Source organism: Metabacillus idriensis (genome assembly GCF_050483325.1).
GTDB lineage: Bacteria > Bacillota > Bacilli > Bacillales > Bacillaceae > Bacillus_P > Bacillus_P idriensis_A.
In genome coordinates, this window is sequence record NZ_JBCMYF010000004.1 from 96,890 (window position 1) to 121,574 (window position 24,685).

27 protein-coding genes and 3 riboswitches are annotated in these 24,685 nt (G+C 40.9%); of the genes, 1 reads left to right on the forward strand and 26 read right to left on the reverse strand.

Annotated elements, in window-relative coordinates; all coding sequences use genetic code 11:
- Window positions 1-28: 28 nt before the first annotated feature.
- The gene (lipA, locus tag ABEQ24_RS02865) at window positions 29-925 is read right to left on the reverse strand and encodes a lipoyl synthase (protein WP_430005375.1); all 897 of its coding nucleotides are present in this window, start codon (window positions 923-925) and stop codon (window positions 29-31) included.
- A 270-nt stretch (window positions 926-1,195) separates the two neighbouring features.
- Here lipA and ABEQ24_RS02870 point away from each other — a divergent pair, with 270 nt between their 5' ends.
- Window positions 1,196-2,143, forward strand: a complete 948-nt coding sequence (locus ABEQ24_RS02870) for a M23 family metallopeptidase (RefSeq protein ID WP_430005413.1) — start codon at window positions 1,196-1,198, stop codon at window positions 2,141-2,143.
- A gap of 38 nt (window positions 2,144-2,181) precedes the next feature.
- On the opposite strand, the gene ABEQ24_RS02875 is transcribed toward ABEQ24_RS02870, so the two are convergent.
- The 25 genes from ABEQ24_RS02875 to ABEQ24_RS02995 form a co-directional block, all read right to left on the reverse strand.
- Complete coding sequence (locus tag ABEQ24_RS02875; protein ID WP_430005376.1) at window positions 2,182-2,286, reverse strand: methionine/alanine import family NSS transporter small subunit; 105 nt, start codon at window positions 2,284-2,286, stop codon at window positions 2,182-2,184.
- Window positions 2,286-3,791: a sodium-dependent transporter gene (locus ABEQ24_RS02880; protein WP_430005377.1), complete on the reverse strand. Its 1,506-nt coding sequence runs from the start codon at window positions 3,789-3,791 to the stop codon at window positions 2,286-2,288. The genes ABEQ24_RS02875 and ABEQ24_RS02880 overlap by 1 nt, the downstream gene beginning before the upstream one ends.
- A gap of 209 nt (window positions 3,792-4,000) precedes the next feature.
- Window positions 4,001-5,563 carry a Na+/H+ antiporter NhaC family protein gene (locus ABEQ24_RS02885; RefSeq protein WP_430005378.1) on the reverse strand — a complete coding sequence of 521 codons (1,563 nt, stop codon included), beginning with the start codon at window positions 5,561-5,563 and terminating at the stop codon, window positions 4,001-4,003.
- Between the two features lie 138 nt (window positions 5,564-5,701).
- A riboswitch (Lysine riboswitch) is annotated at window positions 5,702-5,884 on the reverse strand.
- Window positions 5,885-5,958: 74 nt separating this feature from the next.
- Window positions 5,959-6,726: a sporulation protein YunB gene (yunB, locus tag ABEQ24_RS02890; protein ID WP_430005379.1), complete on the reverse strand. Its 768-nt coding sequence runs from the start codon at window positions 6,724-6,726 to the stop codon at window positions 5,959-5,961.
- Between the two features lie 129 nt (window positions 6,727-6,855).
- Window positions 6,856-7,158, reverse strand: a complete 303-nt coding sequence (locus tag ABEQ24_RS02895) for a YunC family protein (protein WP_070874699.1) — start codon at window positions 7,156-7,158, stop codon at window positions 6,856-6,858.
- 61 nt (window positions 7,159-7,219) lie between these two features.
- Window positions 7,220-8,623, reverse strand: coding sequence for a bifunctional metallophosphatase/5'-nucleotidase (locus tag ABEQ24_RS02900; protein ID WP_430005380.1), 1,404 nt, complete (start codon window positions 8,621-8,623; stop codon window positions 7,220-7,222).
- Between the two features lie 15 nt (window positions 8,624-8,638).
- A complete protein-coding gene (locus ABEQ24_RS02905; RefSeq protein WP_430005381.1) occupies window positions 8,639-9,463 on the reverse strand; it encodes a sulfite exporter TauE/SafE family protein in 825 nt (274 codons plus the stop codon).
- 20 nt (window positions 9,464-9,483) lie between these two features.
- Entirely contained in the window at window positions 9,484-10,341 is an 858-nt protein-coding gene (locus tag ABEQ24_RS02910) for a DUF72 domain-containing protein (protein WP_430005382.1), read from the reverse strand.
- 665 nt (window positions 10,342-11,006) lie between these two features.
- Window positions 11,007-12,404: a Fe-S cluster assembly protein SufB gene (gene sufB, locus ABEQ24_RS02915; protein ID WP_191557610.1), complete on the reverse strand. Its 1,398-nt coding sequence runs from the start codon at window positions 12,402-12,404 to the stop codon at window positions 11,007-11,009.
- 201 nt (window positions 12,405-12,605) lie between these two features.
- Entirely contained in the window at window positions 12,606-13,031 is a 426-nt protein-coding gene (gene sufU / locus ABEQ24_RS02920; protein WP_430005383.1) for a Fe-S cluster assembly sulfur transfer protein SufU, read from the reverse strand.
- Entirely contained in the window at window positions 13,021-14,241 is a 1,221-nt protein-coding gene (locus ABEQ24_RS02925) for a cysteine desulfurase (protein WP_430005384.1), read from the reverse strand. Before ABEQ24_RS02925 ends, sufU begins: the two co-directional genes overlap by 11 nt.
- Window positions 14,241-15,545 carry a Fe-S cluster assembly protein SufD gene (sufD, locus tag ABEQ24_RS02930; protein ID WP_430005385.1) on the reverse strand — a complete coding sequence of 435 codons (1,305 nt, stop codon included), beginning with the start codon at window positions 15,543-15,545 and terminating at the stop codon, window positions 14,241-14,243. The genes ABEQ24_RS02925 and sufD overlap by 1 nt, the downstream gene beginning before the upstream one ends.
- Window positions 15,546-15,562: 17 nt before the next feature.
- Window positions 15,563-16,348, reverse strand: a complete 786-nt coding sequence (gene sufC / locus ABEQ24_RS02935; RefSeq protein WP_223438037.1) for a Fe-S cluster assembly ATPase SufC — start codon at window positions 16,346-16,348, stop codon at window positions 15,563-15,565.
- Window positions 16,349-16,527: 179 nt separating this feature from the next.
- Window positions 16,528-16,695: a hypothetical protein gene (locus tag ABEQ24_RS02940; RefSeq protein WP_430005386.1), complete on the reverse strand. Its 168-nt coding sequence runs from the start codon at window positions 16,693-16,695 to the stop codon at window positions 16,528-16,530.
- Window positions 16,696-16,892: 197 nt separating this feature from the next.
- Window positions 16,893-17,261: a carboxymuconolactone decarboxylase family protein gene (locus tag ABEQ24_RS02945; protein ID WP_430005387.1), complete on the reverse strand. Its 369-nt coding sequence runs from the start codon at window positions 17,259-17,261 to the stop codon at window positions 16,893-16,895.
- Between the two features lie 170 nt (window positions 17,262-17,431).
- Complete coding sequence (locus ABEQ24_RS02950) at window positions 17,432-18,265, reverse strand: MetQ/NlpA family ABC transporter substrate-binding protein (protein ID WP_430005388.1); 834 nt, start codon at window positions 18,263-18,265, stop codon at window positions 17,432-17,434.
- Between the two features lie 13 nt (window positions 18,266-18,278).
- Complete coding sequence (locus tag ABEQ24_RS02955) at window positions 18,279-18,935, reverse strand: methionine ABC transporter permease (RefSeq protein ID WP_430005389.1); 657 nt, start codon at window positions 18,933-18,935, stop codon at window positions 18,279-18,281.
- Window positions 18,928-19,953 carry a methionine ABC transporter ATP-binding protein gene (locus tag ABEQ24_RS02960; RefSeq protein ID WP_430005390.1) on the reverse strand — a complete coding sequence of 342 codons (1,026 nt, stop codon included), beginning with the start codon at window positions 19,951-19,953 and terminating at the stop codon, window positions 18,928-18,930. The genes ABEQ24_RS02955 and ABEQ24_RS02960 overlap by 8 nt, the downstream gene beginning before the upstream one ends.
- 277 nt (window positions 19,954-20,230) lie before the next feature.
- Window positions 20,231-20,343, reverse strand: a riboswitch (SAM riboswitch).
- Window positions 20,344-20,447: 104 nt separating this feature from the next.
- Entirely contained in the window at window positions 20,448-21,770 is a 1,323-nt protein-coding gene (locus tag ABEQ24_RS02965) for an O-acetylhomoserine aminocarboxypropyltransferase/cysteine synthase family protein (RefSeq protein WP_430005391.1), read from the reverse strand.
- A 69-nt stretch (window positions 21,771-21,839) separates the two neighbouring features.
- Window positions 21,840-21,952: riboswitch (SAM riboswitch) on the reverse strand.
- 203 nt (window positions 21,953-22,155) lie between these two features.
- Window positions 22,156-22,485, reverse strand: coding sequence for a hypothetical protein (locus ABEQ24_RS02970; RefSeq protein ID WP_430005392.1), 330 nt, complete (start codon window positions 22,483-22,485; stop codon window positions 22,156-22,158).
- A gap of 163 nt (window positions 22,486-22,648) precedes the next feature.
- A complete protein-coding gene (locus ABEQ24_RS02975; protein WP_430005393.1) occupies window positions 22,649-22,957 on the reverse strand; it encodes a thioredoxin family protein in 309 nt (102 codons plus the stop codon).
- A gap of 33 nt (window positions 22,958-22,990) precedes the next feature.
- On the reverse strand, window positions 22,991-23,338 hold the full coding sequence (locus tag ABEQ24_RS02980; protein WP_430005394.1) for a toprim domain-containing protein: 348 nt from the start codon (window positions 23,336-23,338) through the stop codon (window positions 22,991-22,993).
- A gap of 135 nt (window positions 23,339-23,473) precedes the next feature.
- Window positions 23,474-23,719 (reverse strand): YusG family protein, encoded by a 246-nt coding sequence (locus ABEQ24_RS02985; RefSeq protein WP_309194248.1) that lies wholly within the window; start codon window positions 23,717-23,719, stop codon window positions 23,474-23,476.
- A 52-nt stretch (window positions 23,720-23,771) separates the two neighbouring features.
- Complete coding sequence (gene gcvH, locus ABEQ24_RS02990; protein ID WP_070874736.1) at window positions 23,772-24,155, reverse strand: glycine cleavage system protein GcvH; 384 nt, start codon at window positions 24,153-24,155, stop codon at window positions 23,772-23,774.
- Window positions 24,156-24,214: 59 nt separating this feature from the next.
- Window positions 24,215-24,577: an arsenate reductase family protein gene (locus ABEQ24_RS02995; protein WP_430005395.1), complete on the reverse strand. Its 363-nt coding sequence runs from the start codon at window positions 24,575-24,577 to the stop codon at window positions 24,215-24,217.
- Window positions 24,578-24,685 lie beyond the last annotated feature (108 nt).

A 24,685-nucleotide genomic window follows, 5' to 3' on the forward strand; every position in this document is an offset into this window, starting at 1 on the left:
CCCGCATCAAAGATGCGGGTACTTTTCATTATGCCTGTGCCTGTCTTGCTTTAGTTGCTGCATTAACCTGCTCATCTGCATGATAGGACGAACGAACGAGCGGGCCAGCTTCACAGTGGCTGAAGCCTTTGCTCATCGCAATTTCCCGAAGTTCTGCAAATTCTTCCGGTGTGTAATATTTCATAACTTTAAGATGCTTTTTCGAAGGCTGCAAATATTGGCCGATGGTCATAATGTCGACATTGTTTGAACGCAGATCATCCATTGTTTCGATGATTTCTTCTTTTGTTTCGCCAAGACCAATCATTAAGCTTGATTTGGTCGGAATTTCAGGCTGCATTTCTTTTGCGCGGCGCAGGAATTCAAGGGAACGGTCATATTTTGCACGTGCGCGAACTCTTGGAGTCAAACGTTTTACGGTTTCAATATTGTGGTTTAATATATCCGGTTTTGCATCCATCAGTGTCTTTAAGTTTTCTTCCACTCCGCCCATATCAGATGGCAGAACCTCAATTGAAGTAAATGGACTCTTGCGGCGTACGGCACGGACTGTCTCGGCAAATACGTTTGCTCCCCCGTCACGCAAATCATCCCTTGCAACCGCTGTAATAACAGCATGTTTTAAGTTCATCAATGCTACTGAATCTGCAACGCGTTCCGGCTCTTGTAAATCAAGTTCAGTCGGCAAACCTGTTTTCACCGCACAGAAACGGCATGCACGAGTGCACACTGCGCCAAGTATCATAAATGTTGCAGTACGTCTTACTGCCCAGCATTCATGAATATTGGGACATTTCGCTTCTTCACAAACGGTGTGAAGATTTTTTTCGCGCATCATTTTTTTTAACCCTGTGTAATTTTCATTGGTGTTTAATTTTATTTTTAGCCAATCCGGCTTTCTCAGGTATTCTTCTTTCTTAGCCATCTGAATCATCTCCAGTATGTATTGTAAGTATCCCTCTGATTATGCGAAGTTCAGCATAAAAGGAAATTGTAAAATGAAATAGGTACATTAGTCACTTTAACATAACAGAGCGAGATAGGACAAGGGAAAGAGAACGATGCAATTTCTAACATTTTCTACATATGAATTTTCTTTATTACACCAAACTAAGGTTATGAAATTGGTTTAAAGGAGACCGGTAATGTGAGAAAAATATGGATCCTGTTTATTCTTTGTTTTATCTGCACGTCCGTGCCTAATCAGGTGCTCGGTGCAGATAAAAGCATTGAACAAATTAATCAAGAACGAATGAATTTATTTAAAAAAGCTGAAACCATTACTCAAATTCCCTGGTACGTACTGGCCTCTGTTGATCAATATGAGCGTAATGTAAGAAGAACCAGGAATGATATTCCTAAAGCAAAAGGCGTTATTGGCATTTATATTAAACCGGAAATATGGACCGGGCTGCAAAACCCAGACCGGTCTGACACCAACCCGGCAAGCATCTCTTTATTTGGCGGGATTGGCATTGATGGAAATGGCGACGGCAAAGCGGAGCCTGACAATGACGAAGATGTGCTGTTTACGTTTGCAGCCTATTTGCTGTCTTATGGCATTGATTTTGAAAACATTAAAATTGGACTTTGGGATTACTATCAGCGTGATAAAACAATTGGATTGATTTCAGGACACATGAAGCTTTTTCAAAAATATGGAAGACTTGATCTTGATCAGCATTCTTTCCCAGTCCCTATCCGCTTCAATTACAGCTATAAAAATACTTGGGGAGATGCACGCGGCTGGGGAGGCCGAAGAATACATGAAGGCACAGACATCTTTGCCAATTACGGTGTTCCCGTTAGTTCTACTTGCTATGGAATTATTGAAATGAAAGGCTGGAACAGGTTTGGCGGGTGGAGGCTTGGAATTCGGGACAGTTCCAATACGTACCATTACTTTGCCCACCTAAATGGATTTGCAGATGGTCTTCAGGTAGGACAGATTGTAGAGCCTGGGCAGTTAATCGGCTCAGTCGGAAGCTCAGGATATGGACCTCCTGGAACCTCTGGAAAATTTCCTCCGCATCTTCATTATGGCATGTACAAAGATAATGGCAGAACAGAATGGTCATATGACCCTTATCCCCAGTTAAAAGTATGGGAACGTGCAGAATACAGGAAGAGAAAAAGAAAATAAATAAACGGGTCAGCAATATATGCTGACCCGCATTTTCATTATGATCTTTTAGCTTTAATAACTGCATTAGCTATACTTGCAGCCAAACCGCCCCAAATAACAACTATGCCGACAATCATCATTGTAATTGCTCCGCCGCTCATTAGCGTGATACCTCCTTATCAGCTGGAAGCTCAATTGTATCCTTTTTCCATGAAATGAATGAGAATAGAATACCTACAATTAGTGCTCCTGCTGCAACCAGCCAACCTGAATATAAAAGGAACTCACTTGAATAGGATCCTCCGCCATACGGCTCAGCTCTAAGCTTATCAATCATCATGTAGCCAAGAACGATTGGAGTAATGACTCCTAAGCATACTTTCCACCATGCTCCTAATTGAATATCTGAAATCTGGTTGGCATGTTTTTGAAGATCTGCTGCCTTTCTAAGAATCCAGATAACAACAATTACTTCAACAAAACCGGCAAGTGTAACACCAAAGCTGTTGATAAACTCATCTGCTACGTCCAAGAAGTTAATTCCGCCTCTTGTAGCAAATAAAAGAGAAATGATTGCTGATATTCCTCCGCCGATAAATACGGCTTTTGTTCTGGAAACTTTAAATTTATCTTGTACACCTGCTACAAACGTTTCAACAATTGAAATGAGGGATGTTAATCCTGCAAGTGTCAGCGATGCGAAGAACAAGAAACCAAAAAGACCATTAAATGCCGGGAATTCATTAATAATTTGCGGGAATACGATAAATGCTAAACCGATTCCTTTTGAAACAACTTCGTTAACAGGAACACCCTGCTGCATTGCCATAAAACCAAGTGCACTGAATACCCCAATCCCTGCAAGGAGTTCAAATGCCGAGTTGCCGAATCCTGTAATAAATGCATTATTCGTGATATCTGATTTTTTTGGAAGATAGCTTGAATAAGTAACCATAATGGCAAATGCAATGGATAAACTGAAGAAAATCTGTCCATATGCAGCGATCCATACTTTTCCGTTAAAAATCATATCCCAATTCGGTTTGAAAAATGCTTCAAGACCCTGTGCTGCACCTTCTAAAGTTAATGCACGGATAACAATAATTAAGAATAAGACCACTAAAGTAGGAATAAAAATTTTATTTGCAAGTTCGATTCCTTTTTTAACACCTGCAAATAACACACCTAGTGTAACGACCCAAACAATTAATAACGGCAAAAGCACGCCTGGTGCAAATCCGCCAAATTCTCCTGGTGCTGCAGCCTGAAGATAATCGCTGAAAAGGAATGTCTGTGTATCTTTCCCCCAGCTTAAATTTAATGAAAATCCGCTGTATGAAATTGCCCAAGCGATGATGACCGAGTAATACGTTGAAATGACAAATGCGATGCCGACCTGCCACCAGCCGAGCCACTCAAATTTTTTGCTTAGTCTTGCATACGTTAATGGTGCGGAACCGCGGTATTTATGACCCAGTGTAAATTCCATTACAAGCAGCGGAATCCCGGCAGTCAATAGTGCGAATAGATAAGGAATAAAGAAAGATCCCCCTCCATTTTCATAAGCAACTCCAGGAAAGCGCCAGATGTTTCCTAAACCGATTGCCGATCCAACAGCTGCTAAAATAAAGCCTGCCCTTGTTCCCCACTGTGGACGATTATCCATGTGTAAAGCCCCCTTTTGCTGTTTCTTCCCGAATTTGGAAGAATTATAATTTTTACTATTTTCTGATATTTCAGTATAACTATACATAGTATAATCGGACATTATGCCTAAGTCAAAATGATTTTTAAAAATAATTATTTTAAGATGATTTACCTGTCATATTTTCTTACAATAAAAGGCAGAGTCCCGGAGAACTCTGCCTTTTTAACCTATATCGAAGGAATCTCTTCCTTTTTTTTGAAGATAAGGATGAAAACAACTAAGAGGACAACTACTGCCAAAAGTCCCAGAAGCATACTTCCTGAAAATCCCAATACTAGATATCCGGCCGTCGCTATAATTCCTCCGGTAATAGCATAAGGCATCTGTGTGATAACATGATCGATATGATGGCTTCCTGCCCCTGTTGAGGATAAAATTGTTGTATCGGATATAGGAGAGCAGTGATCCCCAAGCACAGCCCCTGCAAGAACAGCTGCCATCGCAGGCAGAAGCATGGAAATATCTGTCGCTGCTGTAATTTCACCTGCGATCGGAAGCATTATTCCGAAAGTGCCCCATGAAGTTCCGGTTGCAAATGCCATAAAACCTGCAAGAAGAAAGAGAATTACAGGAAGGAGTGCTGTGTTCATATTCGATTGCTCCACAAGCCCTGCCAGATATTCACCGGTTTTCAGCTGACCGATTAAGTCTACAATCATCCATGCCAAGCTTAAGATATAGATTGCAGGCAGCATGGATTTGATGCCTTCAAGAAACCCCTTCGGCAAGTAAGAAGCACTGATTCCTTTACTGAAATAAAGAACAAGAGTTACGAGCAGACCGAATAATCCGCCTAAGACTAGTGATTTGGCTACATCGGTATATTCAAACATTGTCAAAAGGGTAAGAGAAACTCCTTCTTCCCCCTGTACACCCTGATATCCTGTCCACATCATGGCACTTACCGTTCCGATAATTAAGGCGATAATCGGCCATACAAGATTTGCAATCGTCCCTTTATCGCTTGCAGGCAAGTCTTCTTTAATATCTCCAAGCGGTTCTTTTTCCGGGTCAAAGACAACACCTGTTTCAATCGCACGTTCTTCGTGCTGCTTCATGCTTCCTAAATTAATATTAAAGTAAGCTGTTGCAAAAACTAAAGCCAAAGCTGCAAATACATAGTAATTCATCGGAACCATCGTCATGAATGCTGAAAGTGGTGTATATTCGCTGACGCCATGCGTCGCAAGAATCGTTCCGATCATAGCAATAATATAGGCTCCCCAGCTTGAGACCGGTGAAACGACACATACAGGGGCAGATGTTGAATCAATAATGTAAGCAAGCTTGGCGCGGGATACTCTTTGACGGTCGGTAATTGGACGGCTTACCTGGCCGACTGCAAGTGCGTTAAAATAATCATCAATAAAAATTAAGACACCTAAAAGGGCAGCTGTAAATTGAGCGCCTGCTCTTGTTTTGACACGTTTTTGAGCCCATTCTCCAAAGGCTCTGCTGCCTCCGGAAATCGAAATAAGCGCTGTTACAACACCTAAAATTAAAAGAAAAAGCAGAATAAAGACATTCCAGGTGTTTAATGCTCCATCTGAAATAAAGATAGCTTTAAATGCTTCATACACTTTCGCAAGTGTTTCTAAAACAGAGAAATTTGTAAGAATAAGTGCAGCGGAAAGAATTCCAACACCGAGTGAAAGCAGAACTCTCCTTGTTAAAATAACCATCAGAATCGCGATGATTGGGGGTAGAATCGAATAAATAGTGCCTGACATGGTATATTGCCTCCTAAACATATTTTTTAGGCTACCGGCACGAGGAAGGAATAAAAAAGTGCAAATAAAAAAGAGTAGCGATAGAAAATAACTATCATTACTCTTCCCGCATTACGGTGTAATGTTATGTTATCCTCCACGATAAGTAGCCCTCCATTATAGATATCATCCATAATGACAGTGTTACCCTTATTCAAGGTAACCCCAGCTATGCAACTGCTGACACGTTTGCATAACTTCGGCAAAAAAGCCTTTTGTATAGTGGTCTCAGTTGTCATCCTCACACTACCTACTCTTCTTTTTCGCGCCTCTACCTCATCATGAGACAAGGTGAAGTATTCAGTTTACAATTATGGATTATAACAATAAACTATGAAACTTTCAAGCTGCTGTTGTTATCTTCCAGACGATTCCGCCGGCACATCGATTGCGGGAGGAGAACCCGCCCCGCCGCCATTATAATAACTTGGAACCTGCCCCTGTACAGCTTTAATTGCAATTGGTATGGTGTTTCTGACTGTAGCTGTTTGAGTGGAAAAGGGAATGACCACTTCTACATTCACTTCAATTTCAACAGCAATCTCTATTAGAGCATTATTAATTCCATACTGCTGAATCGTTTCTTTTACGTCAGTCTGTACTTCGCCCACTACATAGAAGCGAACCGGCACTCTCGGTCCCAAGTTCCCGATGAGGGCATTATTTGTAGCTTGCCCCAATGGGATGGAATAAATAATTCCCTCTCCCTGTTCATCTTTTGATATGTGTTCTCCTTCAGGAAGCTCGAGTTCATCAATATTTCCTTTCGAAGCCTCTCTCAAGTTCGTTTGAATTTTATCTGTCGTTTTAGCAAGCACGGTTCTGACAAACTTCGCGTTGAAATCGATCGTCGTCACATTCCCCTTTTCATCTGTATCAACAACAAACATTTCTTCCACATCAACGTCTTCTTTTATATCTTTATTAATTGCATTTTGAATAACGAGTGTTGCAATCCGTTTTGTTTCCGTTTCTGCGACGGTCATTAATGTCGGTTCAATTCCTTTATTGACGATCCATAGTCCAGCGGATGTAGAAAAAATAAAAAAGACAAGCGACAGCAGGAATACATATCTGAAAGGAAGCGGTCCCTTTTTATGAGGGCGTTTGCGGAATTTGGCCAAAATAAATCCCCCCTTTACATGATATGTTTATGCAGGCAAGGGGGGATGTACGCATTCTTTTTCATCTATGATTTTGAAAAGATATTTAAATAGCGTTAACAATAATATGGCGCTTTTGTTTGTCTGACATTACAGCATTCTTAATAGTGCATCTCTGCCGCTCATACCGACGTGTATGCCGCGATTTTCAGCTTCAAATGTAATGGATTCAAGAGGTGCATCAAGCAGCTGTTCAATGGTACGGACGCCGACTGCACGCCCAGCAATAATTCCGCGGTCTTTTAATTTTTCATTGAGCAAAGCTACATCAAGCGCGCCGCACATAATGTATCCCTTCTCACTTGTAACAGCCATAAAATTGGTTTTGGGCAATGCTACCGTAATAGCTGTAAACTGATTGTTTTCAATAATAATTGGTGTCATTGATACCATCGTCATTTCACACTCCCTTCCTTCTACAATTTATGAAGAAAGCAGACATGAAGTGTGAAAATTAGGCATACTTGGACGTATGTCCCTGTTTGAGTTTCCAGGCCAGCAGATCCCTCAGCATTTCAGGCATATAATACGTTTTCTTTTCAGCGTGGCCAATAGATGGATACAGGACACCAAGTGTAAACATATCCACTGTAGCTACAGCATAAATTCGCTCTGGCTCTATAGGCGCCCCTAATACCAGAATTTCTTTTACATGGTGCAGACCGTCTTCTAATGGCTCTGTAAAAACCTCAATTCCGTCAAAAACCATTCGGCCCATAACATGGCCTCGGAAACCAAGACCCTTTAATTTCAGCTGCTCCATCCTTTCTGAGCGCGCTTCTAAAATAACTTCTTTTAGGACGTCTCCTTTTAAATAAACAGTGCATGGATTAATAGGATGCGGACAAATACGGTGTAAATCCTTTTTGGTGACAGGGCCTTTATTAAGAGGTTCAAGCAGTATTCCTGCATTCACCATGCTCACTTCTCCCTTGCACCATTCTTTAATTGCAGCTGCTAATAGATCAGGGAATTCTGATGGACCAAACCAGTCCAGCGATAAATCCTCTTCTAAAACGGTGACCGTTTCTGAGAGAATCTCATCACTTTTTTTCGCTTCATTTAGTAGAAACTGCTTTGTTTCTTCACAATCAGGCTCTGAAAGAATGTTAATAACTTCAGCTTCCTTTGCGATTAAGGTGCGGGAATTATCCACAGTGAGAGAAATATGTCCGACCAATCCACAGTTTTTACCTGCACCTGTTAATAAAGCTCCATGCAGCAGTTTCCCGTTTTCAAAGATATGATGCGTATGCGCTCCGAGTATGACATCAATTTCCGGAAACTCTTTTGCCACGATTTCATCATCATTTATTCCTAAATGTGAAAGCAAAATGATGATATCTGCTTCATCTTTTACCATCTCAATTGTTTCTGTCAGACTTTGAAACGGATCTTTTATTTTCCAGCCAAGCAAGTGATAAAATTTTTCGTAAAAAACACTTACTCCCAGTAATACTGCCTTAGTGCCATCAGAGAGAGTCATGATTTCATAAGGCTTCACCCAGCTAGGGCGTTCTCCGAGTTCTGTGTATAAGTTTGAAAGAATAACTGGAAAACGAGCTTGTGTGTATAAAGTGTCAAGTGCCTCATGGGGAAGAGTGATCCCCTCATTGTTGCCGATTGTAACAGCATCATAATCAAGAGCATTAAGAAGTTCGACATTTGCCTTCCCCTGTGTTGCTTCTGTTATGGGATGAACACGGTCGATATGATCGCCCACATCTACTAAAATCATTTCTTCCCCGTTTGCAGCATGCTCTTTTTTCTTTCTTTTTAAATAATGAGCAACTTTTGGCCAGTTTTCAAAATAACTGTGTAAATCGTTTGTGTGATATAGATGAATGGTCTCTGCCATTTACATTCTCCTCAATTAAAAAATACCTTCATAAATCAGTTTTAATCCGGCAGCGATCAGAACGAACCGCAGCAGGTTAATTACAGCTTTGCCAGAAAGCTTTGTCGCAATCATGGCACCTGCCTTTCCGCCAGCCCAGGCACCGGGTATTAAAGCTAAAGCAAAAAGCCAGTTCACATTTCCAAGAGCAATATGCATAACAGAGCTTGATATACCTGATAAAAAAATGATGAACATCGACGTAGCAACTGCAATATGCGGAGGAAATAAGAAAAGCAGCACCATTGCAGGCACCATTAAAGCTCCGCCGCCAATTCCGAGCAACCCTGAGATAAATCCAACTCCAAATGAAATGAAGACCGCAGGGACCGGCTTGTAAAAATAAGCAGTTTCTTTGCCGTTTTCAGAAGGATAATAGCGAATCACATCCCCCTGTCCCGGTTCTCTGTATTTAGGCTTCCATTTATCCCTCATCATAAGCAGCAATGAGACAAATATCATGAATAGCCCAAAATAAAGGGAGAAGGAATCCAAATTTAAATATTTATTAAGATAAGCGCCAATTATACCTCCAGGCCCGCTTCCGATAAAAAAAATCAAGCCGCTTTTATAATCCACTTTTTTAACCTTCATATAAGCAAGTGTTGAGGATAAACCAGTAAAAATGACGACAAGCAAAGAAGTTCCGACTGCCGTCTGAGGGGTTACATTTTCAAAAATCGTAAAATAGGCAGAGGAAAAAAGCATTGCAGGCACAACAATAATTCCTCCGCCAAGACCAACAAGGCTCCCGATCGTGCCGGCAATCAAACCGATCAGGACAAGAAAAGCCCATTCCATCTGCTCCAACTCATTTCCGTTTATTCTCCGCTGAATAAATCCAGCTGTCTGGGTGCTAAGTCTTCAAACTCTATATTTAAAAGCTTTTGCATCTGTTTTGCATTGTCTGCTGCATCTCCGCCTGAATTATTATTAAAGAGAAGATAAACATCTTTAGTTGAATCTTTCAATTGATCAATATTCTCACGCCAAGCCTGCAATTCCTGCTGATTGTACCGGTATAGATACCTGACCTCACGCCAGTCTTCACCATTTGCAGGCCTTGTCCAGCCATGCACATTTCTGCCGTGCATCCGGATTAACGTTTTATTTTCATCTGTCGCCCTCACTACAGCAGGAATGGACCCGCCACCAGCCTGAGGCTCGTCACAAATGCTGTGAATCCATTTTTCCTGTTCCATAAAAGCGAGGGTCTTTTCATATGTATCAGGTACAAACCATGATTGATGCCTGAATTCTAAGGCAGCAGGAACAGAGCCCATTTGCTCTTTGCACCACCTCAAATAACTGACATTCTCTTTTTTGCATTCAAACCATGGCGGGAATTGAAATAAAACCATCGCAAGTTTGCCTGCAGCCTGATATGGTTCGATAGAATGATGGAAAGCCCGGAACATCTCTTCTTTAGAATCAAAAGGAATATCTCCCCGCTGATGTCCTGTCATACCCTGATACGCTTTTACAATAAATTGAAAGCTGTCTGGCGTATCCTTCACCCATTTTTCTGCGTTGCGCTGAGGCTGAACAGCATAGAAGCTTGCATCCACTTCAACGATCGGAAAATGTCCAGAGTATTCCTTCAGTTTGTCTCCAGACGAAATCCCATTAGGATAAAGCGAATCATGATCTCCCCAGCCTGTAAGTCCAATGTATATCAATCTGCGTTCAGCCTCCTTACTCGAATTTGTCGGTTCTTTTATGATACTACATGGATGAGATATTTTCATTCTGCATGGCCTGTGCAGATAAGAAAAGCACAAACGTTTTGGGCAGGGGATCCCTCGGCTTACTGAGATTACCTGTAGTGTGTATTCAATCTTTTATTAGAGCACTTCACATATTTGGGTGCTGCTATAAAGTGGTGCAAACCGGGTTTTGGAGCACTTCACATTTGCGAGCGTTGCTACAAAGTGGTGCAAACCGGGTTTTGGAGCACTTCACATTTGCGAGCGTTGCTATAAAGTGCTCCATTCCGCTTTTTGGAGCACTTCACTGATTCGGATTTTGCTATTAAGTGCTCCATTCCGCTTTTTGGAGCACTTCACTGATTTGGATTTTGCTATTAAGTGCTCCAATCCGCTTTTTGGAGCACTTCACTGATTCGGATTTTGCTATTAAGTGCTCCATTCCGCTTTTTGGAGCACTTCACTGATTTGGACACTGCAATAAAGTGCTGCAACCCTCGGTTTAAAGCACTTCATATCTAAAGAAGGTCTCTAAAGTGTTCTTATCTGCTTTTTAAAAAACATCAAATGTGTTCCAACCCACATATTATCCCCTATACAAAAAAGCTCACCACGATGGTGAGCTTCTCCTCATTCTATTAACCGATAGAGCCTTCCATTTCGAACTTGATTAAACGGTTCATTTCAACCGCATATTCCATTGGAAGTTCTTTTGTAAATGGCTCAATGAATCCCATTACGATCATTTCAGTTGCTTCTTCTTCTGAAATACCGCGGCTCATGAGATAGAATAATTGTTCTTCAGATACTTTTGAAACCTTAGCTTCATGCTCTAAAGAGATGTTATCATTGAAGATTTCGTTATATGGAATTGTATCAGATGTAGACTGATTATCCATGATTAACGTATCGCACTCTATGTTTGAACGTGCTCCTTCAGCTTTGCGGCCAAAGTGAACGATTCCGCGGTATGTTACTTTACCGCCTTGTTTAGAGATTGATTTTGAAACGATTGTTGAAGACGTATTTGGTGCTAAGTGAATCATTTTCGCACCTGCGTCCTGATGCTGGCCTTTGCCTGCTAATGCAATGGATAATGTCATACCGCGAGCGCCTTCACCCTTAAGGATGACAGCAGGGTATTTCATTGTTAATTTAGATCCAATGTTTCCATCGATCCATTCCATTGTTGCGTTCTTTTCACAAACTGCACGTTTTGTAACAAGGTTGAATACGTTGTTCGCCCAGTTTTGAATAGTTGTGTAACGGCAGTAGCCGCCATCTTTAACGATAATTTCAACTACAGCACTGTGAAGTGAATTTGTCGTGTAAACCGGAGCTGTACAGCCTTCTACATAGTGCACATGTGCGCCTTCATCGACAATAATCAGCGTACGTTCGAACTGACCCATGTTCTCAGAGTTAATGCGGAAGTATGCCTGAAGCGGTGTATCCACTTTGATGCCTTTTGGCACATAGATGAATGATCCGCCAGACCATACAGCTGAGTTTAATGCTGAGAACTTGTTGTCTGTCGGAGGAATCACTTTACCGAAATGCTCTCTGAAAATATCTTCGTTTTCTTTAAGAGCTGTATCTGTATCTTTAAAGACGATGCCAAGATCTTCAAGATCTTCTTTCATATTGTGGTATACAACCTCAGATTCGTACTGAGCTGATACACCGGCCAAATACTTTTGTTCTGCTTCAGGAATTCCAAGTTTGTCAAACGTGCGTTTGATTTCCTCAGGTACTTCATCCCAAGAGCGCTCTGATTTTTCAGATGGTTTTACGTAGTACGTAATTTCATCAAAGTTAAGTGCAGCCATATCGCCGCCCCATTGAGGCATTGGCATGTTATAGAAATGCTCCAGTGATTTCAGACGGAAATCAAGCATCCATTGCGGCTCGCTTTTCATGCGAGAAATTTCTTCAACAATTTCTTTAGTTAATCCGCGCTTTGAACGGAAAATCGAAACGTCTTTATCAGCAAAACCATACTTGTAATCGCCGATTTCTGGCATTTTTTTAGCCATCCGTTTTCACTCCAATCATAGTGGAATGAGGTATGCCCTCATTCTTTTTCTTGAGAAGGTACGAAGGATAGAGATTCCGCATCTGTATCCAGCTGCAGCGCCTAACTCCTCGGTCAGTACAGATCTGCCAATGAAGTCAAAACCGGACTTCACTGTCAGATCCTTCACTGCCTGTCGGAGCTGAACAAGTCGCTTTCGCTTTTAGTTTTGGACCCCTTTTTCCATCGCCTTCCAAGCAAGTGTTGCACATTTGATTCGTGCAGGGAATTTAGCAACACCCTGCAATGCTTCAATATCCTCAAGCTCAACGTCATCATCGTAATCTTTTCCTTGCATCATGTCTGAAAAGATTTTAGAAAGCTTTAAAGCTGTTTCGACCGATTGACCTTTAATCGCCTGAGTCATCATTGATGCCGATGACATTGAAATCGAACAGCCTTCACCGTCAAACTTAGCATCTTTAATGCTGCCGTCTTCAATCTGCAGCGTTAAACGAATGCGGTCGCCGCATGTAGGGTTATTCATATCTATAGTTAAACTATCTTCGAGAACACCTTTGTTCCGCGGGTTTTTATAGTGATCCATGATGACCTGGCGGTACAGAGTGTCCAGATTATTAAAAGACATTCGTGAAGTACTCCTTTGTTTTTATGATTCCTGCAACAAGTTTATCAACTTCTTCTTCTGTGTTGTACAGGTAAAAACTTGCACGAGCTGTTGAGGAAACATTCAGCCATTTCATTAAAGGCTGTGCGCAGTGATGGCCGGCACGGACTGCTATGCCTTCAGCATCCAGTACTGTTGCAACATCATGCGGATGCACATCTTCAATATTGAATGTCACAAGACCTGCACGCTTTTTAGGACCGTAAATTGTGATGCCTTCAACTTCTGACAGTCTCTCAAGTGCGTAATCAGCAAGCTTATGCTCATATGCTTCAATATTATCAAGACCGATTTCGGAAAGAAAATCAATAGCAGCTCCAAGCCCGATTGCACCTGCAATAATAGGCGTTCCGGCTTCAAACTTCCATGGAAGCTCTTTCCATGTGGATTCGTATAATCCGACGAAGTCAATCATTTCGCCGCCAAACTCAACAGGCTCCATGTTTTCAAGAAGCGCTTTTTTGCCATAAAGTACACCGACACCGGTCGGACCGCACATTTTATGGGCTGAAAAAGCAAAGAAATCACAATTTAAATCTTGAACATCAATTTTCATATGCGGAGCACTTTGCGCACCGTCAACAACCATGATCGCACCTTTGCTGTGGGCTAACTCAGCAATTTCTTTTATAGGATTTATTGTTCCCAATACATTTGAAACTTGCATGACAGAAACAATTTTAGCCGAATCTGTAATCGTTTCACGGGCATCTTCAAGGGAAATCGTTCCATCCTCCTGCAAAGGAATATATTTAAGTGTCGCACCAGTCGCTTTGGCAAGCTGCTGCCAAGGTATGACGTTTGCATGGTGTTCCATATGTGTAATGACTATCTCATCACCAGCTTGAAGATTTGCACGTCCATAGCTTGCTGCTACTGTATTCAATGCAGTAGTAGCACCGCGTGTGAAAATGATTTCTTCTGCAGAATGAGCATTAATGAATTTTCTAACCTTTTCGCGTGCTCCTTCGTAGCCATCAGTAGCCTTTGTGCCCAATGTGTGAACACCGCGATGTACGTTGGAATTGTATTCTCTATAGTAGCGGTCAAGCGCTTCAATAACTGGCAGCGGCTTCTGAGAAGTCGCTGCACTGTCAAGATAAACAAGATTCTGTCCATTTACTTGCTGATCCAATATCGGGAAGAGTGAACGGATATCTTGGATATTCATTACTTAACTTTCCTTTCAATGACCTCAACAAGCTGTTTCTTTACGCCTTCAATTGGCAGAACCTTAACGACAGGCGCAAGGAAACCGTGAATGACAAGACGCTCAGCTTCAACTTTAGGAATTCCGCGGCTCATCAAGTAATACAATTGAAGCGGATCAACACGTCCAACAGAAGCAGCATGTCCGGCAGTTACATCGTCCTCATCAATTAATAGAATCGGATTTGCATCTCCGCGCGCTTTTTCACTGAGCATAAGAACTCTTGATTCCTGCTCTGCATTTGATTTAGAAGCACCATGTTCGATTTTGCCGATACCGTTGAAGACAGATGAAGCACTGTCTTTCATTACGCCGTGCTTTAAGATGTAGCCTTCGGAATTTTTGCCGAAGTGAATGACTTTTGTTGTGAAGTTTTGAATTTGACTTCCGCGTCCGACAACAACAGATTTAGTGTCTCCATAAGAGCCGTCACCCATCAGGTTTGTTGTGTTTTCAGAAATCGTGTTGCCGTCATTCATCAAACCAAGTGCCCATTCAATGCGTGCATCGCGTGCAGCAGTTCCGCGGCGGTTTACATACGAGGTAACACCTTTATTCAAATGATCAACAGCCCCGTATGTAACTTTTGCATTATTGTTTGCAAATACTTCCGTTACAATATTGAAAATCGATCCTTCCGTCTCAGTCGTTGAAATATAGTTTTCAACATACGTGACCGAACTGTTGTCGTCTGCTACAACAATAACATGGTTGAAAAGAGTTGTTTCCGGGTTTTCATGAACATACACAGCCTGAAGTGGTGCTGCTACCTCAACGTTTTTAGGAACATATACAAATACTCCGCCGTTCATAAGAGCTGCATGTAGTGCTGTTAAACGATGCTCATCTACTTTTACACCGTCAGTCATGAAATACTTTTGCACAAGCTCAGAATGCTCGCGTGCAGCGGTATGAATATCCGTGAAGATAACACCTTTGTCTTTCAATTCCTGAGACAGAGAAGTATAAGCAGGTGTTGTATCCAATTGGATATATAGATTTTTGTTCTCATCTTCAAGATCAATTAAAGCTTTTACTTCATCGCTTAAATCATTAAGGGACGCTAAAGGATTGCTTTTAACTGAATGTGTCTGAAATTGTGTGAAATTCCATTTATCAATTTTCGTTTTATCCGGTCTAGGCATCGAAAGGTCTTCAGCTTTTGCAAGAGCTTGTAAGCGCAGTTCTTTAAGCCATTCCGGTTCACCGAGTTCATTTGAGAAACCCGTGACATAGTCGTGGTTGAATTTCGTCTCTACTGTCATCTTAATCCCCCTAACGCTTACGCTTCTTGACCAACAGTTTCGTCTTCGATGCCAAGCTCTTGTTTAATCCAGTCATAGCCTTCTGATTCTAAACGCTGTGAAAGCTCAGGACCTCCTGATTTCACGATGCGGCCCTGCATCATTACGTGTACATGATCAGGTGTGATGTAGTTTAACAGGCGCTGATAGTGAGTGATGATCAGGCAGCCGAAATCTTCATTTCGCATTTGGTTAATGCCTTTTGAAACAACTTTTAATGCATCGATATCAAGACCTGAATCGATTTCATCCAGAATTGCAATTTTAGGTTCGATCATCATTAATTGAAGAATTTCATTGCGTTTTTTCTCTCCGCCTGAGAACCCTTCATTCAGGTAACGCTGTGCCATATCTGGATCCATTTCAAGGAATTCCATGTTAGAGTCCATTTTGCGGATGAATTTCATTAAAGAAATTTCCTGTCCTTCTTCTTTGCGTGCATTAATAGAAGAACGAAGGAAGTCAGCATTTGTTACTCCGCTGATTTCGCTTGGGTATTGCATCGCTAAAAACAGACCTGCACGTGCGCGCTCATCTACTTCCATCTCAAGAACATCTTCACCGTCAAGAGTGATGCTTCCTTTTGTCACTTCATATTTAGGATGCCCCATGATCGCAGATGATAGTGTAGATTTACCAGTACCATTTGGTCCCATGATTGCATGGAATTCTCCGCCTTTTATTTCAAGGTTAACACCTTTTAAAATTTCTTTTCCGTCGATTTCAACGTGTAAATCTTTAATAACTAAAGTAGAACCTGCCATAAATAACTATACCTCCAATAATCTATAAGATCTCAATTTAATCATTCTCATTTTATTCTCATTCTAATTTTATAACAAATGAAATGTGAATACAACTTTTTCGGACGCTTCTTAATAGGACCGGTTTATTTATAACTCAAAAGGAATCAGCCAGTGACTGATTCCTTAGGATTGGTATATTAATTCATTTTACGATCTAATTCTGCAAATAGCTGTTTGCTCTGCTGATAATCTTTTTCACGATTCTTTTCTACTTCCATACGCTTTTCATGGTTTCTGCTGTACACTGCATATCCCATTTTATGAGACTGCATTAAGGCTTTTTCCATTTCAGTTGTGTAATTCAAATCAAGCTTTTGCTGACTTGCGTAGATAATGAATCATCCTTTCAAGGTTTATCAATTAATACTATTACATGATAACACCTGAGCAAAACAGCCTCAAACATCATAAAGATGGATATGAAAGGATCATGGTCCCTCATAAAGGATTTCAGCATTCAAGAATCAGATCTTATAAAAATGCTCCGATATACTCGAGTATGCTATTGCTTAAGCTGATTTAATTCTGTGATGCATTCCTGGACCAAAGTGACCGATTGGCTCATGGCCGCACCGCCGCCAAAAGCTGCAGACACTCCGACCGTTTCTAAGATTTCCTGTTCGCTTGCTCCCTGATCTAAGCACCCTTTTGTATGATAAATAATGCAATATTCATCTTGTGAATAGATGCTGATGCCCAGCGCAATTAACTGCTTTTCTTTTTGAGAAAGTGTTCCTTCTTTAAAACATTCTTGAGTGAATTCATTATAGAGATGTGCAAGCTCAGGCATCTTCTCTGTAAATACACCGAGACCTTCTTTGTAATTATGCAAAGCGGCTTCACTGCTGTTTCTCGCTTCAAAATGCTGCATCTTTTTTCAGCTCCATTCCTGATAGTAATCATCGTTAGTATGTAAAAAATGATGGAGATGTATGCGTTAAAAGAGTTTTTCGGGAAGCTTTTATTCCTAATTTCTACTATATTATAATAACTTTTACAGACAAAAAAAGAGAGCACCATGTTCCGATGCTCTCTTGCCATTTATTTTCCGTCTACAGGTACAACTGCACCTTCATATTTTTCTTCAATGAATGATTGAATCTCTTTTGAATGAAGAACGTCTACTAAAGCTTTGATTTCTTCTTTGTTTTCGTCGCCTTTTCGGACAGTAATGATGTTAACGTATGGTGATTCTGAACCTTCAAGTGCAATCGCATCTTTTTGAGGATTGAGACCTGCGCCAATTGCATAGTTCGTATTAATTAAAACCGCATCGCCTTCGTCGTTGTTGTAAGCCTGAGGCAGGATACTTGCTTCTACATCTGCTTTGAATTTAAGATTTTTTTTGTTTTCACCGATATCATCAACTGTTGCAGTCGTTTTATCGACACCTTCTTTAATTGTGATTAAACCTTCGCTCTCAAGCAATGAAAGCATGCGGCCATGGTCAGCTACAGAATTACTCATGATAATTGTGCCGCCCTCTGGAATATCTTCTAACGATTTATGTTTTTTGGAATAAACTCCGATTGGCTCGATATGGATTCCGCCCGCATTAACAAAATCATAGTCTTTATTTTCTGCCATTTGAGACTCTAAATACGGAACGTGCTGGAAATAGTTCGCATCAATTTCTTCACTGGCAAGTGATTTATTTGGCAGGATGTAATCCTGAAATGGCACGATATCAAGTTCAATGCCCTTTTCCTCAAGCAATGGCTGAGCCTCTTCAAGGATTTCAGCGTGAGGTACGTTTGATGCACCAATTTTAAGCGTTTTTGTCTCTTCTCCTTCGCCGTTTCCGCCACCTGAACCACATGCTGCAAGAGCGAAAGCGGATGTTGCGAATACAGCACTTAACAATAATTTCTTCATTTGAATTTCCTCCCTAACGTTTATCTAATTTTGATGTAATAAAGTCTCCAATAAATTGGATGATAAATACAATGACTAATATCAGGATTGTGGCAATCATTGTTACAGCATTATTATTCCTCTGAAAGCCTTCAAGAAATGCAAGATTTCCTAGTCCCCCGGCTCCGACTACCCCTGCCATGGCTGTGTAGCCGACAAGAGCAATAGCTGTTACGGTAATACCTGAGATTAGTGCAGGGGATGATTCAGGTATTAACACCTTCCAGATGATCGTAGATGTTTTTGCCCCCATTGACCTTGCTGCCTCAATGACTCCCTTATCAATTTCACGCAGAGCAATTTCAACCATTCGTCCGTAAAACGGTGCGGCGCCAATGATCAAGGCCGGCAGTGCAGCCTTTGCCCCAAGAAACGTATCTAAAATGGCCTTTGTAAAAGGAATCAGCAGAATGATCAGAAGTATAAACGGAATGGACCTGAAAATATTCACGAATGCAGATATAATAATATTAACTGGTTTATTTTCCCAAATCCCGCCTTTAGAAGTTAAGAATAATAGCAGCCCGAGAACAATCCCCAAAATAAAGGTTGCAGCAACAGAGAATCCTGTCATAAACAAGGTTTCACTAGTTGCTTCCCATACATTTTCCCATCTAACGTTCTCAAACATTCGCAATCACCTCCGCTTCTACTTCCTGGTTGCGGATAAATGCCATCGCCTTATCCAGTTCTTCAGGTTCCCCGTCCATATGAATGAACAAGGTTCCATATGATCCGCTTTGAGTTTGAGATATTTTCCCCTGAAGGATATTTACTTCAATCGGATGATTTCGGATAAGATTCGTAATGAGCGGACTTTCTGTTGAATCTCCCACAAATGTTAATTGAATAACCATTCCATCCTTGTATTTCTCAAGAATTAATTCCATTGTTTCCTGCGTATCGTCCGGCTCTGTAATTTGTTTCACAAAGCGCTTCGTAATAGCCTGCTGAGGTTTTTTGAATACTTCAAGTACCTCACCCTGCTCAACAATCCGTCCGTTTTCCATCACCGCAACCCGGTGGCAGATTTTACGGATAACGTGCATTTCATGTGTAATCAGGACAATTGTCAAACCAAGCCTTTCGTTAATATCCACAAGCAGCTCGAGAATGGCATCTGTTGTTTGCGGGTCCAGTGCTGATGTCGCTTCATCACAAAGCAAAACCTTTGGATTATTCGCAAGAGCTCTCGCAATGCCGACACGCTGCTTTTGTCCTCCACTCAGCTGTGATGGATAGGCATCTTCCCTTCCTTCAAGTCCTACAAGCTTAATCAGCTCTTCTACACGGTTTATCCGCTGCTCTTTCTTTACTCCGGCAATTTCTAATGGAAACGAAATATTTTCCCGGACCGTTCTTGACCAAAGGAGATTAAAATGCTGAAAGATCATGCTGATTTCGTGTCTTGCTTTTCTCAATTCATCTCCGCGGATTTTATCGATCTTTCTCCCAGCTACTTGAATCGAACCGTCTGTGGGCTTTTCAAGTCCGTTAAGCAATCTGATCAATGAGCTTTTTCCAGCTCCGCTATAACCGATAATTCCGAAAATTTCTCCTTGATTTATGTCCAAGTCAACTGAATCAACCGCGGTAACATTTCCGCTTTTGGATTGAAAAACTTTTTTGACATCCTTTAACGTAATCACGACTTCACCTTCTTCCAAAATTCAACTCACTATCATTTTGCGCGAAATATGTCAGGTTCATGTTGAGAAAAGACAAGCGCAAGCGCCAGTTTAGCTCAGGCATGACAGATAAGATCCGACAGAAAAGACTTTTTGCCACTGCTTACGGACCGTTCTGGCTGAGGAGCCTGAGCGACTCCGCTCGCCATCGAGCGCAAAATTTTATCCTTTCTTATCTCTAAACAAAAATGCCTTTCTGCAAAAATGAGCAGAAAGGCATATCAATAGAAGAACCTTCCTCTCATCTTTCAAAGCTTAAACATCAGCTTTGAGTGAATTGGCACCTTTTCAATAAAATTGACGGTTGCCGGGCTTCGCAGGGCACTTTCCCTCCACCTCTCTGGATAAGAGACTTACAATTTATTAAATTAATTTACGTTTGATTTCAGTGAGTTTGTACTACGTTTGTGATTTTATCATGTGTCAAAAGAAGGTGTCAATCCTAAAGTGTTTTATTAATTTGAAAAGACGGATGATTCAATTAATGATTTCACACCTGTTGCTTGTTCAATCGCTTGTTCGAGGTCCTCTAAAAGATCATCAATATGTTCAATTCCAACTGACAATCGGATTAAGTCCTCTGTTACTCCTGATTTTTTCAATCCTTCTGCATCCAGCTGCTGATGAGTCGTGCTCGCGGGATGAATAATCAGGCTTTTGGCATCTCCGACATTTGCTACATGTGACCAAAGATTAACGGAATTAATTACCTTTGCACCTGCTGAACGGCCGCCATCAATGCCAAACACGACAACTGCTCCGGCTCCTTTAGCCAAATATTTATCCGCAAGGGCATTATCTGGGTGCTGTTCATCTTCCGGGTACAGGACCCATTTAACAGCAGGATGCTCATTCAAATATTGTACAACTTTCCTCGTATTAAAAATATGCTCTTTCATTCTTACATGAAGGGTTTCCAGCCCTAAACTAAATTGAAAAGCATTAAACGGACTAATTGCAGGGCCTAAATCCCTCAAAAGCTGAACCCGTGCTTTTACTATGAAAGCTGTTTCAGGCAATACCTCCGCATATACCAGATTGTGATAACTTGGGTCTTGTGCCGTAAATCCGGGGAACTTATCTGAATTCCAGTCAAACTTTCCTCCATCTACGATAATTCCGCCAAGTGTCGTGCCATTTCCAAGCAGCCATTTCGTTGCAGAGTGTATAACAATATCTGCTCCGTGTTCGATTGGCCTGCATAAGTAAGGAGTTGCAAAGGTATTATCAATAATTAAAGGGATTCCTGCTTCATGCGCAATTTTCGCAACTGCCTCAATGTCAAGAATCTGAAGACTCGGATTGCCGATGGTTTCTGCAAAAATCGCCTTAGTTTTCGGGGTAATCGCGTTCCGGAAGTTCTCTGGTTCATTCGCATTTACGAACTTAGTCTGAATCCCGTACTTTGGCAATGTCGTCTGAAAAAGATTATAGGTGCCCCCGTAAAGGCTTGAGGCAGAGACAATCTCATCTCCTGTTCCCGCAATATTTAATATGGAGAGTGTGATCGCTGCCATGCCGCTTGCTACAGCAAGGCTTCCTACTCCCCCTTCTAACTCTGCAACTCTTTCTTCAAAAACCGTGGATGTAGGATTATGTATACGGGTATAAATGTACCCCTGCTCCTTTAGGGCAAATAAATCGGATGCATGATCAGTATCATTAAAAACATAAGCGTTAGATTGATAGATCGGCACAGCCCGCGCTCCTGTCGCCGGATCTTTCTGCAGCCCCCCATGTACATTTACTGTTTCAAGACGATACTTATTTTGTCCCATTTTTCCCATCTCCCTTAAATAAAATCAAATAAAAAACCCCTTCAAAGAAGAGGTACAATTACCATTCTCTTCTTATCTGCCAGAGCTTTCTCTCCCCATGCTCTGCTGGAATTGGCACCGTGTTGCATCAACCGGTTGCCGGGCTTCATCGGGCCAAGTCCCTCCGCCTCTCTTGATAAGGTTATTCGCACTTAAATCTAAAAGCTGTTTTAGCAAAGATTGTTGTTTTTCAGGATAAATGTTGTCCGTTTCTTTCCGATGCATTCCAATTAGGGCCTTTAATATCCAGTTCTAAAGCAACAAAGTTTACGAAAATAGTCAATCTAAAAGAATTGTAACACTTCATTATTTCATTCGTCAATTAATAGTTTGAATTTTTAGATAATTATTTAGACAGCTGAATAATCGACTCAAGCCTCAAGACATTCCGAAAAGATCCCTTAACCTCCAGCGCTCCAAGCTTAGCAAGCTGCAGAAGTCTGATCGGTGTATGAAAACAGTCTGAAAGATGATTTTCATCACCAGATACCAGTACATGTGCTGAAAGAGGATCATTCCCGCTGCTCAAAAAACACGTGCCTTTTTTCAGCACTAGAAGAACTGACTTTTGTTTCGATCCGGAACTGGTTATCTGTATTCTCAATTCTTCAATAGGGAGAAGCGGCTGGATAAAATGAGACGCATTCATTTTTTCTACAAACGAAAATAAGTCCATTTTTTGTCTCTCCATTTCTTTCTTTTCTTTTCTGTCGTAAAGTATTAATTCGTTTTGATATGAATTAACACCTTTAAGAAAGGTTCGACACTTTATTGGACTTGGACAGACAAAATAATCGTTCTTTTCTATTTCCCAAGAAATATGTCAAATGCCGCCCTTATCAGGCGGCATATTCTTTCAATATTTGATAAATATGTTCTACAGAATGAAAGGCATATTTCTTATGCACAACTTCTCCATTTTCAAAAATAAGCATGCAGGGTACACTTTCTATTCCCCACTCGATTGCCTGCTTTGGAAGAAAATTCAGGTTTGCCGTATGGATGGTTAAATCCGGAAGCAATTCTTCAACAACAGTCAGCATTTTTTTTGCCAGCTGACACGTTCCGCAAAATGGAGTGTATAGATAAAGAATGCCAAATTCTATTTCAGCAAAACGATCTAATTGTTCTTCCTGAATTTCAATCATTGCTTTATCTGATACTCCCTTTTTTAAAAAAAATTATAAATATTTCGCCTGAACATCAATATTTGCGCTTAAAAGCACTGCAGCAACATGCTGATCAGGTGCAGTCGCAACTTCACGGTACATTCTATCTATAAATAAATGCGCAGCTTCGGGCAGTTCCCGCTTGAATTGTTTTCTGAGGCGATCCCCTGATTCATCTGAGTCGACGAGCACATATACATCTCGATAAAACAGCTCTTCAATCATTTCGTCTAAACGTGTAAGACTTATTGTGCCATTTGTACAGATGATTTCAACAGGTTCATTTACAACATTCAGAACCTTGCGTTTATCAGATGTTCCTTCAACGATTATGACCTTTTCAACCTCAATTGCAGACATCGCCATCACCTATTCAGTCAGTATGTGTTATATTATAACCTATTCGAATTGTATGAGGTTGTTTCTAAAATGATATGAAAAGAAAATAAATTGAACAAAAATGGCAGCGGAACATTTCATTCCACTGCCATTCGATTAGCACCAGCCGTTTTCTTCGTCACAATCTACATACTTTTCATCTTGTTTTGATAAAACGTCTGCATACTGGAAAAAGGAATGGTTTTCTTCTTCATATCCATTTTTCAATGAAACCTGATTTCCATTTTGACCAAAAGACATTGTGCCAATTTGCTCTTTTTCAAAAAACAAGTTCATTTGACCAGCCGAAAAACGTCCTGTAACCCGATCTGTAATATCTAAACGTTTCTTTTCAAAAGACATATTTGAACACCCTCCTTTTATACCTTAGGGTGTCCTTTTTCCGTGTCCTTTATCAGTCTTCGTTTGTCATTTCCACATATTGCTCAGCAGTCATTAAGCTGTCAACATCACTGACATTGCTAGGCTCGATTACGATCATCCAAGCTTTTTCGTAAGGTGACTCATTTACAAATTCCGGGCTGTCATCGAGATCTTCATTGATTTCGACAACTTTTCCGCTGATTGGCGCGTAAAGCTCAGAAACTGTTTTAACAGATTCAACGCTGCCAAAAGGCTCGTCTGCTTTAATTTCATCTCCAACTTCAGGAAGCTCAACAAATACAATATCCCCAAGTTCTGATTGAGCAAAATCGGTGATTCCGATACGTACTTTTTCGCCTTCCACTTTAACCCATTCGTGCTCTTCAGAATAACGAAGTTCTTTTGGTGTGTTCATTTTTATTACCTCCAAGTTTTATCATGTTTATTTGTAAAAAGACTGAAGTGAAAAGTCTTCTACTTCTTTCCCCATGTTTCTTCAAATTGATCTTCTTTAAAGCCGACGGTAACTTTCTTGCCGTCTGTTGTTAATGGCCTTTTGATGAGCATGCCGTCTGATGACAGAATCTCAAGCAGTTCATCTTCAGATAAAGAAGCAATCTTTTCTTTCATGCCTAATTCACGGTATTTTTGACCGCTGGTATTAAAAAACTTTTTTACTTCCAGCCCACTGTTATCAAGCATTGTTTTTAATTCTTCTTTTGTCGGTGGATTTTCGACAATATGTACATCTTCTGCCTGCAAATTGTGATCTTCAAACCACTTTTTTGCTTTTCGGCATGTACCGCATTTTGGATACCAGTAAAACGTAAGAGCCACTCTTTTCACCACCTGCAACCGTAATTGAACAACATTATTTTACCACAATCATTTGGACAATCATAATCACAAGTTTCGATCTTCTAAATTCCAGATTCCGCAAAGAAA